The sequence below is a fragment of the Rhodanobacter sp. T12-5 genome, from assembly GCF_008329435.1.
Classification (GTDB): domain Bacteria; phylum Pseudomonadota; class Gammaproteobacteria; order Xanthomonadales; family Rhodanobacteraceae; genus Rhodanobacter.
On sequence record NZ_NPKN01000004.1, the window covers coordinates 321,937 to 338,860 of the forward strand.

Genomic DNA, 16,924 nt, shown 5'->3' on the forward strand with positions numbered 1-16,924 from the left:
GAAAAATCCGCCGGTGTACGTGGCGACGCAGTCACGTACACCACGGCGGCATGGCTAGGTCGTGCAGGCCTGGTCAGTGACCGCCGAGTACGCTGCCGATGATCTCGGCCAGGTTGCGCGAGAGTCCCGCGTGCTGTTCCAGCCCCGCGATCGCCTCGCGCGCCGATGCGCGGCGTAGCGGCTCAAGACGCTGCCAGCCATTGAACGCCGTGGCCAGTCGTGCGGCCACCTGCGGATTCAATGCATCCAGCGCGACCAGCCTTTCGGCCAGCAGCCGGTAGCCGGCCCCGTCGGTGCGGTGGAATCCGCTGGGGTTGCTGCGCACGAAGCTGCCCAGCAAGGCCTGCACACGGTTCGGATTCTTCAACGTGAATGCCGGATCGGCTTCCAGCGCCAGCACGCGGTCCAGTGCGCTCTCGCCCGGCAATTGCGCCTGCACCGCAAACCACTTGTCCAGCGCCAGCGCGTTGCCGGCGTAGCGCTGCCTGAAATCGAGCAGCGCGGCTTCGGCCTGCGCGGCACGCCCGTGCACCATGAGCGCGAGCGCGGCAAGTCGATCGGTCATGCCCGGCGCGTCCCGATACTGGATGGCGGCCAGCTCGCAGGCGCCGCGGTTGTCGAGCAGGTTCAGCAATTCCAGCACGCGGCGCTTGAGCCGACGACGTGCCTGGCTGGAGGCATCGAGCGCGATGCTGGTGTGCCCAGCCAGTGCGTTGTAGCGCTGACGCAAGGCGTCGGCGCCGAGCCGCTCGGCCAGCCGCCGCTGCAGGTCCTGACGCAGGTCGTGGATTCGTTGCGGATCGATCGCCGTCTCGCGTTCGGCCAGTTCGACCTCGCCCGGCGGAGTCAGCAGGTCGGCCAGCAGGGCGTCGTCGACTGCAGTGCCGCCGAACAACTGCTGGAGCGCATCGCACCATGCATGGAGCGAGTCGCCCGGGCTGCCGTCGCGCAGTTCTTCGTAGGCGCGGGCAGCCAGTTGCTGGCCGGCCTCCCAGCGATTGAAACCGTCGACGTCGTGTGCCAGCAACAAGGCCAGTTCATCCGGCATGTAATCGCATTCGAGGATGACCGGTGCGGAAAACCCGCGCAGCAGGGACGCTACCGGTGCGTCGGCGATCCCGGTAAAGACGAAGCTTCGCTCGTGCTGGTCCAGCACCACCACAAGCTCATGGCAAACAGATGTCTGGCCGTCCATATGCAGCGGAAGCATGTCGCCGTTGCGCGCGAACAGCGCCAGCTTGACCGGGATCGGCAGCGGCGCGCGCGCGCCGGTCCCGGCAGTCCCGGACGGGTGCTGGATCAGTGTCAGCGTGTACTCGCGCCGGGTGGCGTCGTGATGGCCGCGGGCCTTCAGTCGCGGGGTGCCGGCCTGGCCGTACCATGCAAGGTACGGGGTCAGGTCGGTGTCGTTGGCCTCGCCGAGCGCGGCGAGGAAATCCTCGAGCGTGGCGGCGTGGCCGTCGTTGCGATCGAAATAGCGGTCCATGCCACGCCGAAAACCTTCCTGGCCCAGAGCGCCGGCCAGCATGCGCACCAGCTCCGAACCTTTCTCGTACACGGTGGCGGTGTAGAAGTTGTTGATCTCGCTGTACTGCGCCGGGCGCACCGGATGCGCCAGCGGGCCGGCGTCCTCGGGGAACTGTGCGCGGCGCAGCAGGGCTACGTCCTCGATGCGCTTCAACGATGCCGAGTTCATGTCGGCCGAGAAGCTCTGCTCGCGGAACACGGTGAGTCCTTCCTTCAGCGACAGCTGGAACCAGTCGCGGCAGGTGACGCGGTTGCCGCTCCAGTTGTGGAAGTACTCGTGCGCGACCACCGCCTCGACATGGCGGTATTCGTCGTCGGTGGTCGAATCCGGATCGGCGAGCAGGCACTTCGCGTTGAAGATGTTGAGGCCCTTGTTCTCCATCGCGCCCATGTTGAAATCGTGGGTTGCGACAACGTGGAACACGTCCAGGTCGTAGTTGCGGCCGTAGGCCTGCTCGTCCCAGCGCATCGAGCGTTCCAGCGCGTCCATCGCGTAATGGCAACGGCCGATCGCGTCGGCCTCGGCCCAGATCTTCAGCTGCACCGGGCGGCCGTCGGCGGTGACGTAGTCGCGCTCGATGACTTCCAGATGTCCGGCGACCAGGGCGAAAAGGTAGCTAGGCTTCGGGTGCGGATCGACGAAGCGCGCCCAATGTCGGCCACCCTCCAGTTCACCGGCGCCATCGGGGTTGCCACCGGCCAGCAGCACCGGAAAGCGTGCGCGATCCGCGCGCAGCGTGACCGTGTAGCGCGACTGCACGTCGGGTCGGTCGGGGAAGAACGTGATGTGGCGAAAGCCTTCGGCCTCGCACTGGGTCAGCAGGAAGCCGGTCTCGCGCGGGCCGGACAGGTACAGCCCTTCCAGTGCGGTGTTGGCCGCCGGGCGCAGCCGCACGCGGGTCTCCAGCACGCTGCCGTCGCGGGCGCCGTCGACTTCGAGCACGTTGCCGGCGTAGCGGTACGCGGTGGCGGGCAGCTGCGTGCCGTCGAGTGCGATCGACAATAGTTGCAGGTTCTCGCCATCCAGCCGCAGCGGCGCATCCTGCCCGGGGTCGCGGCGCAGCAGCAGGCGCGCGGACAGCTCGCTGGCGTCGATGCCGAGGTCGAAATCCAGTTCGACCGACTCGACCTGCCAGGCGGGCGCACGGTAATCGACCAGCCGGATCGGCGCGGAGGCCTTTTGCTCGGAAATGGCTTGCATGGGGACACGATGGGATCGGGATGCGTCAGGTTAACATGGGGTGTTTCCATCACAGGAGAACCCCCATGGCGGCACTGCAGGCCATGCGCTACGCCAGCGAGCGATCCGCGCTGGGCGATCAACCGGTCGTGGTGCTGACCGATCGCCTCGCGCACCGGCGCCTGTGCATCGCGCAGCACGGCGCTGCCCTGCTCAATTTCGAGACGGACGTGGGCGGGGCCATGTTCGATCTCGCCGACGGCTATCGCGACGCGAGCGAGATCGTCGCCCGGCCCGGTTCGCGCTTCGCGATCATGGCGCCGTTTGCCGGGCGCATCGCCGATGCGCGCTACCGTTTCGATGGCCAGTTGCAGGATCTGCAGCCGGGTGTGGTCGGCAGCGAGCGCGCCAGCCGGCACGGTTTCGTGCGCGGGGTGGACTTCGACGTCAGCGCCTTGAATGCGGATGACGATGGCGCGCGGGTGACCCTGGGCAGCGCGGCGATCCGTCCGCAGCCGGGCTATCCGCACGCGATCGACCTCGCCGTGACGTTCTCGCTGGATGCCGGCGGGCTGACCCTGGAGGCGCGCATGCGCAACGTCGGGAACGACGCGGCGCCGTGTTTCTTCGGCTGGCATCCGTATTTCCGGCTGGCCGCCAGTCTGGTCGACGGCTGGCAGCTGCAGATTCCCGCGCAGACCCTGATCCGCACCGACGCCACGCTGATCGCATTGCCCGGCGCCGCGGCGTACGTGCCGCTGGACGATGCCCCCGCGCTGGACTTCCGCGAACCCCGCGCGATCGGCGACAGCATCCTCGACCAGGGCTACACCGACCTGGAGGCCGATACCGATGGGCGCATCCGCACCCGTCTGCGCGATCCCTCCAGCGGGCTCGGCATCGCCGTATGGCAGGAGCGCGGCGTGATGCATGCGTTCACCGCCGACACGGCCAGCCGCGATGCGCGCCGCGCCATCGCGCTGGAGCCGATGGAATGCATGGCCGATGCCTTCAACCGTCCCGAGTGCGCGCAGGCGATCCGCCTGGAGCCAGGGGCCGAACGCAGTTTCCGTTGTGGCGTGGAGATCGAGTTGTCATGAATACCCGGATGGATGATCTGCCTGGCATCGACCAGATTCGCGATGCCGCTGCGCGCATCGCGCCGCATGCGCGCGTGACGCCGGTGCTGCGCAGTGCGGCGCTGGATGCGTTGAGCGGTGCCGAACTGCATTTCAAGGGCGAGCACCTGCAGCGTGGCGGCGCGTTCAAGTTTCGCGGTGCCTGCAATGCTGTGTGGGCGCTCAGCGACGAACAGGCCGCACACGGCGTGGTCACGCACTCCTCCGGCAACCATGGCAACGCGCTGGCGTTGGCCGCGGCCACGCGCGGCATCGCCGCCCATGTGGTGGTGCCCGAGGGCGCCGTGCGTGCGAAGGTCGCGGCGATCGAACGCGCCGGCGCGATCTTGCATCGTTGCGCACCGAACCAGGCCGCGCGCGAGGCGATGTGTGCCGACGTGCAACGCAGCACCGGCGCGTTGCTGGTGCATCCCTATGCCAACACCAACGTGATGGCCGGTCAGGGCACCCTGGCGCTGGAGCTGTTGCAGCAGGCACCGCAGCTTGACGCCCTGATCACCCCGGTCGGCGGCGGTGGTCTCGCCAGCGGCGTGGCGATCGCCGCGCATGCGCTGAAGCCCGAGCTGGCCCTGTTCGGCGCCGAGCCGCTGGGCGCCGACGACGCGGCGCGATCGCTGGCGCAAGGCGACCGGGTCACCACGGTCGTGCCCGACACCGTCTGCGACGGCCTGCGCGCGCTGGTCGGCGAACGCAACCTCGATGCCTTGCGCTTGCACCGTGTCGAGCTGATCACCGTCAGCGACGCCGAAACCATCGCCGCGATGCAATGGCTGTGGACGGAGCTGAAACAGGTCGTGGAAGTGTCCAGCGCCACCGTGCTGGCGGCGATCCTCAAGCAGCCGCAGCGGTTTGCCGGCAAGCGCGTCGGGGTGGTATTGACCGGCGGCAACGTGGATCTGCAGGCACTGCCCTGGTAGGACGCGTGTCGTTCAACCGGGCACGGTTTCGCCCGTTGCCGGGTTGCCGGCAAGGGCCGCTGTCGGCATCTCTGCCGCCGGCGAGGCATGCCCGAGGGCATGCAGGTCCACCTGGCTGACCGGAATCGGTACGTAGTCCGCGCCGAAAGCCACTTCGCCCGGCTTCCAGCCGGCAGGACGACGCACCGCACCCCAGAAACGCTTCAACGCGACCCAGTGCAGGCCGATCAGGCCGTAGTTGTTGTCCGCATCGACGATCGGGTCGCCTACGCCGGTCGCCCGTGGCGGCTCGCCATAGAGCGCCGTGCCGAACAGCACGTCCCAGATCGAGAGGACCTGGCCGTAATTGCAGTTGTGCAGGGTCGGCCGTGACGGATCGACCAGCATGTGGTGCAGGCGATGGAACTTCGGCGCGACGAAGACGCGGTCGAACACGCGACCGAAACCCAGTCGCACATTCGTGTGCGAGAGGTTCTGCATCAGTTCGCCGATCAGCATCAGCCACGCGAACTCGTCCGGATCCACGCCGATCACCAGGCCCACCGTGGCCAGGATCACCGACTGGATGAAGCCGTCGACCAGGCTGCCGCGGTCGTTGGTCCAGCAACTCATCTGGCGCTGGCTGTGATGCATGCTGTGCAGCGCCCACCACCACGGGATCGCGTGCTGGGTGCGATGCATCCAGTAGTACACGAAGTCGTAGACCACGTAATAGGCCGCGAACAGCAGATAGGGATGCTGGTTGAACCACGGCATCCAGTGCGTCAGCCCCAGTGGCGAGCCGGTGCCGGGATCGACGGTATCGCCGCCGCCGCCAAACAGATGGCTGAACGGCATGAGCACCAGGTAGGTGAACAGTGGAAAGATGCCAAGCAGCATCAGCAGCGTGTAGTTGCGATCGACCCGGGTCAGCCGGCGATCGGCCCATCGCTCGGCCGGAAACCAGGTCTCCAGCGGGCGGAAGACGAGGCCGATGATGCCGACCTGCAACGCGGCGATCAGCAGCGCCGCGGCGATGTCGTCGGGATTGCCGCTCAGGCCGCTCAGGTGCAGCGCCTGCAGCAGCGGTACCACGGCATGGTCGCTCACCCAGCTGGTGAGGTGGGCCCACAATGGCGAAAGATCGAACATGGACGTTTCTTCAGTTCCGGCAGCGCCGCATCATATCGCCGCTGCCAGGCGTGCAGGCTGAATCGGCCGATCAGGGCTTGTGGAGAAAACCACTTCCTGTGGTTTTCTTCTATCGCGAGCCCGGTGCACGCCCGGACTCGCTCACGCGGATCGAGCAATTGCGTGCCCGATCCGCGACCGGGCATCGGGCAACCGCTCCATGCGTTGCCTCAACTCGGGCATCGGGCAACCGCTCCATGCGTCGCCTCAACTCGGGCATCGGGCAACCGCTCCATGCGTTGCCTCAACTCGGGCATCCATGCCCTCGCCATGCCCTCGCCATGCCCTCGCCGTGGCCGGGCTGAGAGGTTGAATAGTCACAACCGCTCAGTCGCGCCGGCGCGTGCCGATGCCACTGACGGCGAGCAACCCCAGCAGCACGAACACGATGCCGAGCAACTCCATCGCCGATGGCTGCTCATGCAGGATCAGCCACGCCAGCAGCACGCTGACGATCGGCACGCCGAGGCTGGACACGCTGGCCACCGTCGTCGACAACCGCTGCAGCACGATCGACCACAACCACCACGCCACGCTCGATGCCAGCACCGCGCTGTACGCCAGCGCGCCGATGAACGGCCAGTCCCATTCGATCGAACGTTGCGGCACCGCCAGCGCGGTGACGCCGAGCGCGATGCCACCGATCAGCATCTGCCATGCGGTGAGGTTGAGCACCGACGGTGCATGCCGGCGGAACATGCGCTTGCTCAACACCGTGCCGGCCGCCCAGGCGCCACCGCCGGCCAGGGCCAGCGTGGTGCTCAGCACGCTGCCCAACGCATGCCACGGTTCGATGATGCACAGCAGCCCGATCGCGGCGAACGCCAGTCCCAGCCAGTGCCGCGCGGTCGGCTGATCACCGAGCAGCAGCCACGCCAGCAGCACTGCCCAGAACGGCATCGTGTAGGCGAGCAGGGCGACATGCCCGGCCCCGCCATCGAGCAGCGCCCATTGCTCCAGACCCTGGAACGCGGCGGTCTGGCAAAGCCCGATCAGGATCGTCGGCAGCAGCGGCGGCGGCCGCAACGATTGCCGCGACAGCAGCAGCGCCGCAAACAGCACCGCCGAACCGATCAGGTAACGCAGTGCTGCGAAATCGAACGGCCCGGCATGCGCCAGTACCTGCTTCATCACGATCCAGCTGTAGGCCCAGATCAGAATGGTGGCGAGCAACGCCAGCAGGGCGCCGCGTGATGACGAGGGTGAGGGCGACATGCTGAGCCAGGCCGGGATGGGGGCGACAAGTCTAGCGGCGTGGGTTACGTTGTGCGGCATCCCGCCGCCACCCCCACCAGCCATGACACAAGCCACTGAACCGAAGCGCTGCCATTGGGCTGCCGGCAACGATGCGCTGATGCGCGACTACCACGACACCGAGTGGGGCGTGCCGCTGCACGACGACCGCGCGCTGTTCGAGTTCCTGTGCCTGGAAGGTGCGCAGGCCGGCTTGTCTTGGCGCACCGTGCTGACCAAGCGCGAGAACTACCGCAAGGCTTTCCACGACTTCGAGATTGCCCGCGTCGCTTCGATGACCGACCGCGAACTGGAAAAGCGACTGCTGGATCCGGGCATCATCCGCAATCGCCTGAAGGTTTCCGCCACACGCGGAAACGCGATCGCCGCGCTGAAGGTGATCGACGAGTTCGGCAGCCTGGATGCCTGGTTGTGGTCGTTCGTCGATGGCAAGCCGCTGCGCAACCGTTGGCGCAGCCAGGCCGAGGTACCGGCCAGCACCGAACTGTCCGACCGCATGAGCAAGGCGATGAAGAAACGCGGCTTCCGCTTCGTCGGTACGACGATCTGCTACTCGCTGCTGCAGGCCACCGGGATGATCAACGATCATCTGGCCGGGTGCTTTCGGCATCGCGACTGTGCCCGGATGTCCTGAGCGGGGGCTTGGCAGTTGCGCCATGGGCTCCGGCAGCCGACGGGCACGAACCGAATATTCCGGCTGACTGTCCTCGCCGATCCGGTGGTATTTTGCCCCGGGACAGCCGTGCTGCGGCCGTCGATGCACGCGCGAGGATTGACGCTGACAAGGAGCAAGCCATGCAAGTCGGTTCTGGAACGGATCGGTATCGCACTGCGGCCTTCGGCGCGCTGGCGTATGTGAAATCCCACTTGTTTTTCGGCGCGTCGAACGGCCTGAAGTTCTACAAGGATGCCGCGCACCTGGGGATGTTCTCCCCGACCCTCGCGATGGGCTGGTTGGACGTGGGGCTGGCCAGCCATGTGCAACTTCAGGTGGGCGTGTGGCTCGAGTCCAGGCGCGAAGGAAGGGCCGCCCAGGCCGCCGGCCACCCCTATGCCAAGGGCACCAGAAGGATGAAGAAGGCCCTGATGGAGATCTTCGCGAAAGAGGCGCTCCGGTTCCATTGCGGCAACTGTGGCGCGCAAAGCGCCCTGGCGTTCGTACGACTGCGCGATTACTGGAAGGTCTTTCCGCTGGATTGGGTGCAGGTGAAGAATGGCGACCATGGCTTCGTCGTGATCGGACGCGACGCACACACCGACCCGTCGAACATGGCCACGTGGAACGACGATGCGATCGTGTGCGACCCCTGGCGCGATGTCGTCCTGGCGGTGAAGGCCTATGCAGCCGCGTACGCAAAGACGCTGGAGCTGATCTATCGGCAGGAATCGGCCAGCGACGTGCCCAAGGACTGATCCGACTCGCCGACACCCGATGTGAAATATGCCGTGTCGTTGTGGCACGATCGCCGCGGACCGCAACCAGGAAGCTTCCCGCATGTTCGACAATGCAGCATTCGCCAGTTCGTCATTGGGCATGCGCCCGGCCACCGCGATGGACGCCCCCTTCCTGGAGCGGCTGTACCGCTCCGCCCGCCCGGACCTCCAACTGCTGGATGGTTCGCAGGAACAACGCGAGGCGCTGGTCGCCCAGCAGTACGGCGTGTTGCAGGCCGGCACGGCGGCCAACCATCCGAACGCGATGCATTTCGTGGTCGAGAAGCAGGGCAGCCAAATCGGTGGGCTGATCGTCGACTTCGGCGCGAACGTGGTTCACCTGGTTTATCTGGCGCTGATCCCGGCGGTACGCGGGCAGGGCCTCGGCCGCGAGTTGGTGCGTGGCTTGCAGCAGGCCGCGGCGCGTGCGCATGCGCCGTTGACCGCCGTCGTGTGGCGCAGCAATCCGCGCGCGCGCCAGCTCTACATCGAGCTGGGCTTCACCGTGGAAAGCGCGCAGCCGGCGGCCGAGCAAATGGTGTGGTATCCCGATGCGCGGCCGATGGTCGTCGTGCAATAGTCCGCGCAGGATTGAAGGCTCCGCCAGGAACCCTAGTTGAAGGCGATCTGGAAATACGCGCCGGCATGGTCGCGGCCCAGCGCCGCCATTCGGCCGATCCAGATGTCGCGCACGCAACCGAGTTCGGGCAGTTCCAGCGCGCACAGGCCATCGACAAAATCGGTCGGCTCCAGCGCGGTAAGTGTCACCAAAAACGGCAGGCGCCGCTCGGCCGGCGCATCGGGCATGCGTGCCAGCGGCTGTTCGCGCACGCTGTCGATGCGCACCGCCAGGACATGGCCGTCGGGCAAGGTCAGCTGGTACGGCTGGTCGACGAGCGGCGTGAAGTGTTTTGCTTCGAGGCGATCGAGCATCAAATAAACGTCCTTGAAAGTACCGCGGCGGCCATGGCCACCGCGGCGGTATATCAATTGCGCGAAGGGAAGATGCCTTGCATGGCGATGCAGAAATTCAGCACCAGGTAGGGGTTCATCAGTCCGAAGGGCTGACTGCCGCCGCTTGGGCCGACGGTGACCGTGCCGTTCACTCCGCCCATGTCGACCGGACTGTTGAGTGCGTCGGACCATATGGTCGCCGAACCGGCCGCCCCGCCGGATGCGCCAAGGAACTTGTTGGTGGCGGTGGGGGCATTGGTCGGGTTGCTGTTGGTGCCGGCCACCTGCACACCGAGGGTACCGGTGACTGGATGGTTGTGTATCGGCATGTTGTTGATCGTCAGCATGGTGTTCTCGGTGCCACCCATTTCGCCGATCGTGCGGGGTGTGAGACCCCCGCCGCTGCCCTGGCTCATCGGCATACGGCCGCTCAGATTCGGCAGTCCGAACGTGGTCTGCCCATTACCGCCATAGGTGGTGCCCAGCAGCGAGAACAGCGCGCTGTTCTGCGCGATGGCGATCAGCTGGCCTTGGCAAGTAGCCCAGTCCCTCGGCGCGAAATTGAAGCCGAAAGGCTGGATGGTACCCATATAAACTTCCATGATTTTCCCCTTGTGTTTCGTGACGGCGTTAGCGCCGATTGGGCTCCCTCGACAGCAGCGACAGCAGCGACCGCCGCTCTCTCCTGCGCCCCTTTGTGCCGCGTACGTCCTTCGGACCTGATGCGCGGTCCGGCATATTTAACGCAATAAACTTCCCTTGGGAACGGGCGGAATGATCGAACGTCGGCGCAGCCATGCACTCGCCGCCACTGATCCATTCGCGGTGATACCATTCCGGCAACAGGGGGCCGTGTCACCACACGGGAAGTGTTCCATGGGGAAGATGCATTTCATCTCGGGATTGCCACGGTCGGGCTCCACGCTGCTGGCCGCGTTGCTGCGCCAGAACCCACGCTTCCACGCGGGCATGACCAGCCCGGTAGGTGCTCTCTTCACCGGCATGCTCAACCAGTTCGGCGCCGGCAGCGAGTTCGGCCCGGTGCTCGATCGCGACATGCGGCAACAACTGTTGCGCGGACTGTTCGATACCTACTATGCCGCGCAAGCCGACAAGGCCGTGGTGTTCGACACGAACCGCCTGTGGTCGGCCAGACTGCCGGCCGTACTGGATCTGTTTCCACAGGCCAAGGTCATTGCCTGCGTGCGCAATGTCGCCTGGGTCATGGACAGCCTGGAGAGGTTGTACCGCGCCAATCCCTACGAACAAACCAAGCTGTTCAACGGCGACATCGAGCGCAACACCGTCTACAGCCGGGTCGACACGCTGGCCCAGCAAAACCGGTTGGTGGGTTTTGCCTGGTCGGCGCTGAAAGAGGCCTACTACGGGGCGCAGGCCGATTCGCTGCTGGTGGTCGAATACGAATTGCTGGCGCAGGCACCCGAACGGGTGTTGCGGCTGGTCTACGAATTCATCGGCGAGCCATGGTTCGAGCACGACTTCGAACATATCGAATACGACGCCCCGGCATTTGACGAGGCGTTAGGCGTGGCGGGCCTGCATCGGGTGCGGCCGAAGGTGGCGGTCGAGTCGCGCCGCACGGTGCTGCCGCCGGACCTGTTCGAGAAATACGCGCAGCTGTCGTTCTGGCGCAACGGCGATGGCAGCGCTGCCCACGTGATACGCACGAAAACGGACTGAACGCACCGCGAAGCGGTGGTGTAACAAGGAGACAATCCAATGGCATGGTTCAAGCGCAATCCATCGAAACTTCCAGCCACCCGTAAACCGCTGGTGCCGGCCCGCCGACCGCTGGCGATGGCGCTGGAGCCGCGGGTGATGTTCGACGGCGCGATGGCCGTGAGCGCGGCATCGTTCCAGGTCGCGCCGGAAGCGCATGCGCCGCCGGCCGCGCACGCCGACTTGAGCCACGACACCGCTTTGCACGCACCCGCGGCGATCCTGCCCGGAGAAACTGCGCATGCGGCCCGCGACAGGGACGTGGCATCGGCGACCACCGCGCCGGCCCACGACGTGCTGTTCGTCGATGCGCGCATCGCGGACGCCTCGTCGCTGCTCGCCCATGTCCGCGCGGGTACCGAGGTGGTTTACCTGCAGCAGGGCCGCGACGGCCTGCAGCAGATGTCCGACTATCTCAGTCTGCATCCCGGGGCCGCCTCGGTGCAGATCATCGCCCACGGCAACGACGGCGACCTCTGGCTGGGCAGCACCTATCTGTCAGCCGACAACATCGGCCAACACGCCACCGAACTGGCGCAGATCGGCGGCAACATCAAGGCCGGCGGCGACATCCTGATCTATGCCTGCGATACCGCAGCCGGCGACAAGGGCATGGCCTTCGTCACCTCGCTGGCACAGTTGACCCATCGCGACATCGCTGCCTCCAGCGACCGCACCGGCGCCGGCCACGACTGGGATCTGGAAATCAGCACCGGCCACATCGACGCGACACCCGTGTTGGCGGCTGTGGACCAAGCGGCTTACACGCACGATCTGGCCCAGATCACCGTCACCACCGGCGCGGACAACGGTCTGGATGCCACATTCGGAGTGAGCCAAGCCGCCGACCTGGCCGATGGCAGCGGCTTGTCGCTGCGTGAGGCTCTGCACTGGGCCGGTAACGGCGACACCATCACTTTCAGCAGCGGGTTGACGATCGCATTGGAGACACACGCTACGGGTGATTCCCTGCTGCTGGTCGACAAGAGCATCACCATCGAGGGTGATATCAACGGTGACGGCACGCCCGACGTCACGCTGAACGGCCAGTACAACGGCCGTGTGTTGGAGATCACCACCGGAATCGTGCATCTCGACGGGCTGACCATCGAACACGGCCTGGTGTCCGGGAATGGTGGTCGGGGTGGACAGTCGGGCAGCATCAATGGACAGCCCGGCGGCGATGCGCTTGGCGCCGGCATCCTGGTCAGCGGCGGTACCGTAACCATCACCCATTCCGTGATCACGCAGAACGTGGCGGCGGCCGGCGGCGGCGGTGATGCTTATGGGGCTACGTCCTATGGCGGCGGCGGTGGTGGTGGGTTTGGCAGCAAGGGCGGTGGCAAGGGCGGTGACGCCAATACCATTCCCGGCCCCTACGCGGCTTATGGCGGAGCAGGTGGGAGCGGCATCGGAGGCGATGGCGGTGCCGCTCCCACCAGCGGGACCTATGCCGGCAAGGGCGGTTCCACCTCCGGTGGAGCCGGTGGAACAGCCGGTACCGGGTTTCAGGCTGGAGGTGCAGGCGGCACGGCATCGGCCGGCGGTTTTGGCTCCATCGGCGGTGGCGGTGGTGCGTCCGGTTATGGCTACGCTCCGGCAACGGCCGGTGGCGCCGCGGCGGGCGGGCTTGCGATCAAGGCGGGGGCGACCGTCTACCTCGGTTCGAGCACGTTCTCGCAGAACCTGGGCGCCGGCGGTGGCGGCAACGGCGGCAGCAGCGGGCTGGCAGGCGGTGTGGGCGGCATGGGCATCGGCGCCATCCTGGTGCAGGGCACGCTGCACTACGACAGCGGCGACGTCACCTTCAGCAGCAACGCTGGCGCGGGCGGTGCAGGCGGACAAGGCAACGGCACGACCGCCGCCACCGGCACCTCATCATTGAACGTGCAGAACGGTGGAGGCACGGTCGATCCGAGCTACGCGTTCAGCTCCATCACCAGCGCCACCTACGATGCCAGCACCGGCGTGCTGAGCGTCACCGGCGCGAGCATGACAACCGGCGATACGATCGATCCGAGCAAACTCACGCTCACCGGACAGAGCGGAAACACCTACACGTTGACCTCGGGCAGCGTGACTGCCAGCAGTGGCACCTCGTTCACCATCACCCTGAACGCGGCCGACAAGCTGGCCATCAACGGCCTGCTCAACAAGAACGGCGTCAATGCCGTCGATGCCACCACGTTCAACTTGGCCGCCGCAGCCAACTGGGATTCCACCGCCGGCGCTTCGGCTGACCTGACCGGCAACGGCGTCACCGTCAGCAACGTCACCTCGCCCACCATCACCTCCGCCACCTACGACGCGGGCACGCACGTGCTCACCGTCACCGGCAGCAACTTCGTGGGCACGGTCGGCGCGAACAACGACATCACCACATCGAAATTGACGTTCACCGGCGAAGGCGGCACGACCTACACGCTGACCTCTTCGAACGTCGAGGTCACCAGCGCCACCTCGTTCTCCGTGACGCTCAATGCCACGGACCGGGCGCAGATCGAGGCGATATTCAACAAGAACGGCACCAGTTCCACCGGCGGCACCACCTACAACCTGTCGGCAGCCGACGACTGGGACAGCGTCGTCAACGGTACCGATACGTCCGACACCACCGGCAACGGCATCACCGTCAGCAATGTCGCGATACCCGCCATCACTTCCGCCACCTACGATGCCAGCACCGGCACGGTGGTGGTGACCGGCACCGGCTTCCTGTCGTTGAACGGCGCCAGCAACGACATCGTCGCGAACAAGTTCACCTTCACCGGTGAAGGTGGCAGCACCTACACGTTGACCGATACTTCGAATGTCGAGATCACTTCAGGCACCAGCTTCACCCTGGTGCTGAGCGCCACCGACAAGGCGGCCATCAACGAGTTCGTCAACAAGAACGGCACCAGCTCGACCGGCGGCACCACCTACAACGTGGCCGCCGCGGAAAATTGGGCCGCCGGCGCCGATGCCGCGGTGGTTGTTGCCGATACCACCGGCAACGGCATCACCGCCAGCAATGTCGCGGTGCCCACCATCACCTCGGCGACCTACGATGCCAACACCGGTTCGATCGTGGTGACCGGCACCGGCTTCCTGTCGTTGAGCGGTGCCACCAACGACATCGTCGCCAACAAGTTCACCTTCACCGGCGAAGGCGGCGCGACCTACACGCTGACCGACACGTCCAACGTCGAGATCACGTCGGGCACCAGCTTCACGCTGAGCCTGAGCGCTACCGACAAGGCGGCGATCAACCAGTTCTTCAACAAGAACGGCACCAGCTCGACCGGCGGCACCACCTACAACGTGGCCGCCGCCGAGGACTGGGCCGCCGGTGCCGATGCGGCCGTGGTCATCGCCGACACCACCGGCAACGGCGTCACGACCAGCAATGTCGCCGTGCCGACGGTCACCAGCGCCACGTACGATGCCAGCACCGGTGCGCTGGTCGTCAGCGGCACCGGCTTCCTCTCATTGAACGGCGCCACCAACGACATCGTCGCCAACAAGTTCACCTTCACCGGCGAAGGCGGCGCGACCTACACGCTGACCGACACGTCCAACGTCGAGATCACCTCGGGCACCAGCTTCACCCTGACCTTGAGCGCCACCGACAAGGCCGGCGTCAACCTGATCGAGAACAAGAACGGCACCAGCTCGACCGGCGGCACCACCTACAACGTGGCCGCCGCCGAGGATTGGGCCGCTGGCGCCGATGCTGCGGTGACCGTTGCCGACACGACCGGCAATGGCATCACCGTCAGCCACGTCGCGCCCAAGGTCACCTCGGTCGGGGTGCCAGCGGACAGCACCTATATCGCCGGCCAGAACCTGGATTTTGCGGTCAACTTCGACAGTGCCATCATCGTCAACACCGGCGGCGGCACACCGCGTATTGCGATCACGCTCGATACTGGCGGCACCGTCTACGCGGATTACGTGTCCGGCAGCGGTACCTCCGCGTTGACCTTCCGCTACACGGTCGGTTCGGGCACGCTCGATACCAATGGCATCACGGTGGGCGCCTTGTCCGCCAACGGCGGCACGCTGAGGGATGCCGCCAGCGACGACGCCGCGCTGACTTTGAACAGCGTCGGCAGCACCGCGGCGGTGCTGGTCGACGGCGTCGCGCCGAGCGTGACGTCGATCAACCGTGTCACGAGCGCCAGCACCAATGCGACCAGCGTCGATTACACGGTGACGTTCGCCGAGAACGTCACCGGCGTGGATGCCTCCGACTTTGCGCTGACCGCCACCGGCACCGCCGCCGGCACCATCGCCTCGGTCACCCAGGTCAACGGCAGCACGTATACGGTCACCGTCAACAGCATCAGCGGCGACGGCACGATGCGGCTGGACCTGAACGCCTCGGGCACGGGCATCGCCGACGCCCCGGGCAACGCGATCACCGCCGGCTACACCAGCGGGCAGACCTACAGCTTCGACCACACCGCCCCGGCGGTGACCTCGGTCGGCGTGCCGGCCAATGCCACCTATATCGCCGGCGACAATCTCGATTTCACGGTGAATTTCGGCGAGGCGGTCACGGTCAACACCGGCGGCGGCACGCCGCGGATCGCGATCACGCTCGATACCGGCGGTACGGTCTATGCCGACTACGTCAGCGGTTCCGGCACGAGTGCCCTGACCTTCCGCTACACCGTCGCCAGCGGCAACCTCGACACCAACGGCATTGCCGTCGGCGCTCTCGGAGGCAACGGCGGCACGCTCAAGGATGCCGTCGGCAACGATGCCACGCTGACCTTGAATAGCGTCGGCAGCACCGCCGCGGTGCTCGTCGATGCGGTCGCGCCCACGGTGTCGTCGGTCGATGTCCCGCCCGACGGGACCTACGCGGCCGGGAACAACCTCGACTTCACCGTCAATTTCAGCGAGGCGGTCACGGTCAACACCGGCGGCGGCACGCCGCGTATTGCGATCACACTCGATACCGGCGGCACCGTCTACGCGGATTACGTGTCCGGCAGCGGTACCTCCGCGTTGACCTTCCGCTACACGGTCGGTTCGGGCACGCTCGATACCAATGGCATCACGGTGGGCGCCTTGTCCGCCAACGGCGGCACGCTGAAGGATGGGGCCAGCAACAATGCGGCGCTGACCTTGAACAGCGTCGGCAGCACGACCGCCGTGCTGGTCGATGGCGTCGCACCGAGCGTGACGTCGATCAACCGTGTCACGAGCGCCAGCACCAATGCGACCAGCGTCGATTACACGGTGACGTTCGCCGAGAACGTCACCGGCGTGGATGCCTCCGACTTTGCGCTGACCGCCACCGGCACCGCCGCCGGCACCATCGCCTCGGTCACCCAGGTCAACGGCAGCACGTATACGGTCACCGTCAACAGCATCAGCGGCGACGGCACGATGCGGCTGGACCTGAACGCCTCGGGCACGGGCATCGCCGACGCCCCGGGCAACGCGATCACCGCCGGTTACACCAGCGGGCAGACCTACAGCTTCGACCACACCGCCCCGGCGGTGACCTCGGTCGGCGTGCCGGCCAATGCCACCTATATCGCCGGCGACAATCTCGATTTCACGGTGAATTTCGGCGAGGCGGTCACGGTCAACACCGGCGGCGGCACGCCGCG

12 protein-coding genes are annotated in these 16,924 nt (G+C 66.3%); 7 read left to right on the forward strand and 5 right to left on the reverse strand.

What is annotated here, in order from left to right; translation table 11 throughout:
• Positions 1–73: 73 nt before the first annotated feature.
• Positions 74–2,728, reverse strand: coding sequence for an aminopeptidase N (gene pepN, locus CIW53_RS11060; RefSeq protein ID WP_149364766.1), 2,655 nt, complete (start codon positions 2,726–2,728; stop codon positions 74–76).
• 74 nt (positions 2,729–2,802) lie between these two features.
• Between pepN and CIW53_RS11065 the strand changes: the two genes are divergently transcribed.
• Entirely contained in the window at positions 2,803–3,807 is a 1,005-nt protein-coding gene (locus CIW53_RS11065; protein WP_149364802.1) for an aldose epimerase, read from the forward strand.
• An 8-nt stretch (positions 3,808–3,815) separates the two neighbouring features.
• Positions 3,816–4,763 carry a pyridoxal-phosphate dependent enzyme gene (locus CIW53_RS11070; RefSeq protein WP_149364767.1) on the forward strand — a complete coding sequence of 316 codons (948 nt, stop codon included), beginning with the start codon at positions 3,816–3,818 and terminating at the stop codon, positions 4,761–4,763.
• 12 nt (positions 4,764–4,775) lie between these two features.
• On the opposite strand, the gene CIW53_RS11075 is transcribed toward CIW53_RS11070, so the two are convergent.
• On the reverse strand, positions 4,776–5,894 hold the full coding sequence (locus CIW53_RS11075) for a sterol desaturase family protein (protein ID WP_149364768.1): 1,119 nt from the start codon (positions 5,892–5,894) through the stop codon (positions 4,776–4,778).
• A 366-nt stretch (positions 5,895–6,260) separates the two neighbouring features.
• Positions 6,261–7,148 (reverse strand): EamA family transporter, encoded by an 888-nt coding sequence (locus CIW53_RS11080; RefSeq protein ID WP_149364769.1) that lies wholly within the window; start codon positions 7,146–7,148, stop codon positions 6,261–6,263.
• Positions 7,149–7,230: 82 nt separating this feature from the next.
• Here CIW53_RS11080 and CIW53_RS11085 point away from each other — a divergent pair, with 82 nt between their 5' ends.
• The 3 genes from CIW53_RS11085 to CIW53_RS11095 all read left to right on the forward strand — a co-directional run bounded on the left by CIW53_RS11085 (position 7,231) and on the right by CIW53_RS11095 (position 9,201).
• Positions 7,231–7,821 carry a DNA-3-methyladenine glycosylase I gene (locus tag CIW53_RS11085; RefSeq protein ID WP_149364770.1) on the forward strand — a complete coding sequence of 197 codons (591 nt, stop codon included), beginning with the start codon at positions 7,231–7,233 and terminating at the stop codon, positions 7,819–7,821.
• Between the two features lie 161 nt (positions 7,822–7,982).
• Complete coding sequence (locus tag CIW53_RS11090) at positions 7,983–8,600, forward strand: hypothetical protein (protein WP_149364771.1); 618 nt, start codon at positions 7,983–7,985, stop codon at positions 8,598–8,600.
• Between the two features lie 82 nt (positions 8,601–8,682).
• The gene (locus CIW53_RS11095; protein ID WP_149364772.1) at positions 8,683–9,201 is read left to right on the forward strand and encodes a GNAT family N-acetyltransferase; all 519 of its coding nucleotides are present in this window, start codon (positions 8,683–8,685) and stop codon (positions 9,199–9,201) included.
• A 32-nt stretch (positions 9,202–9,233) separates the two neighbouring features.
• Here CIW53_RS11095 and CIW53_RS11100 read toward each other — a convergent pair whose 3' ends face one another.
• Together CIW53_RS11100 and CIW53_RS11105 are read right to left on the reverse strand one after the other, a co-directional pair.
• Positions 9,234–9,554 (reverse strand): hypothetical protein, encoded by a 321-nt coding sequence (locus CIW53_RS11100; RefSeq protein WP_149364773.1) that lies wholly within the window; start codon positions 9,552–9,554, stop codon positions 9,234–9,236.
• Between the two features lie 53 nt (positions 9,555–9,607).
• Positions 9,608–10,165, reverse strand: a complete 558-nt coding sequence (locus tag CIW53_RS11105; RefSeq protein ID WP_242451862.1) for a tail fiber protein — start codon at positions 10,163–10,165, stop codon at positions 9,608–9,610.
• 286 nt (positions 10,166–10,451) lie between these two features.
• Between CIW53_RS11105 and CIW53_RS11110 the strand changes: the two genes are divergently transcribed.
• Both CIW53_RS11110 and CIW53_RS17675 read left to right on the forward strand, forming a co-directional pair.
• On the forward strand, positions 10,452–11,276 hold the full coding sequence (locus CIW53_RS11110; RefSeq protein ID WP_149364775.1) for a sulfotransferase: 825 nt from the start codon (positions 10,452–10,454) through the stop codon (positions 11,274–11,276).
• A gap of 39 nt (positions 11,277–11,315) precedes the next feature.
• On the forward strand, positions 11,316–16,924 hold a 5,609-nt coding region (locus tag CIW53_RS17675), incomplete at its 3' end, for a DUF4347 domain-containing protein (protein WP_172969643.1).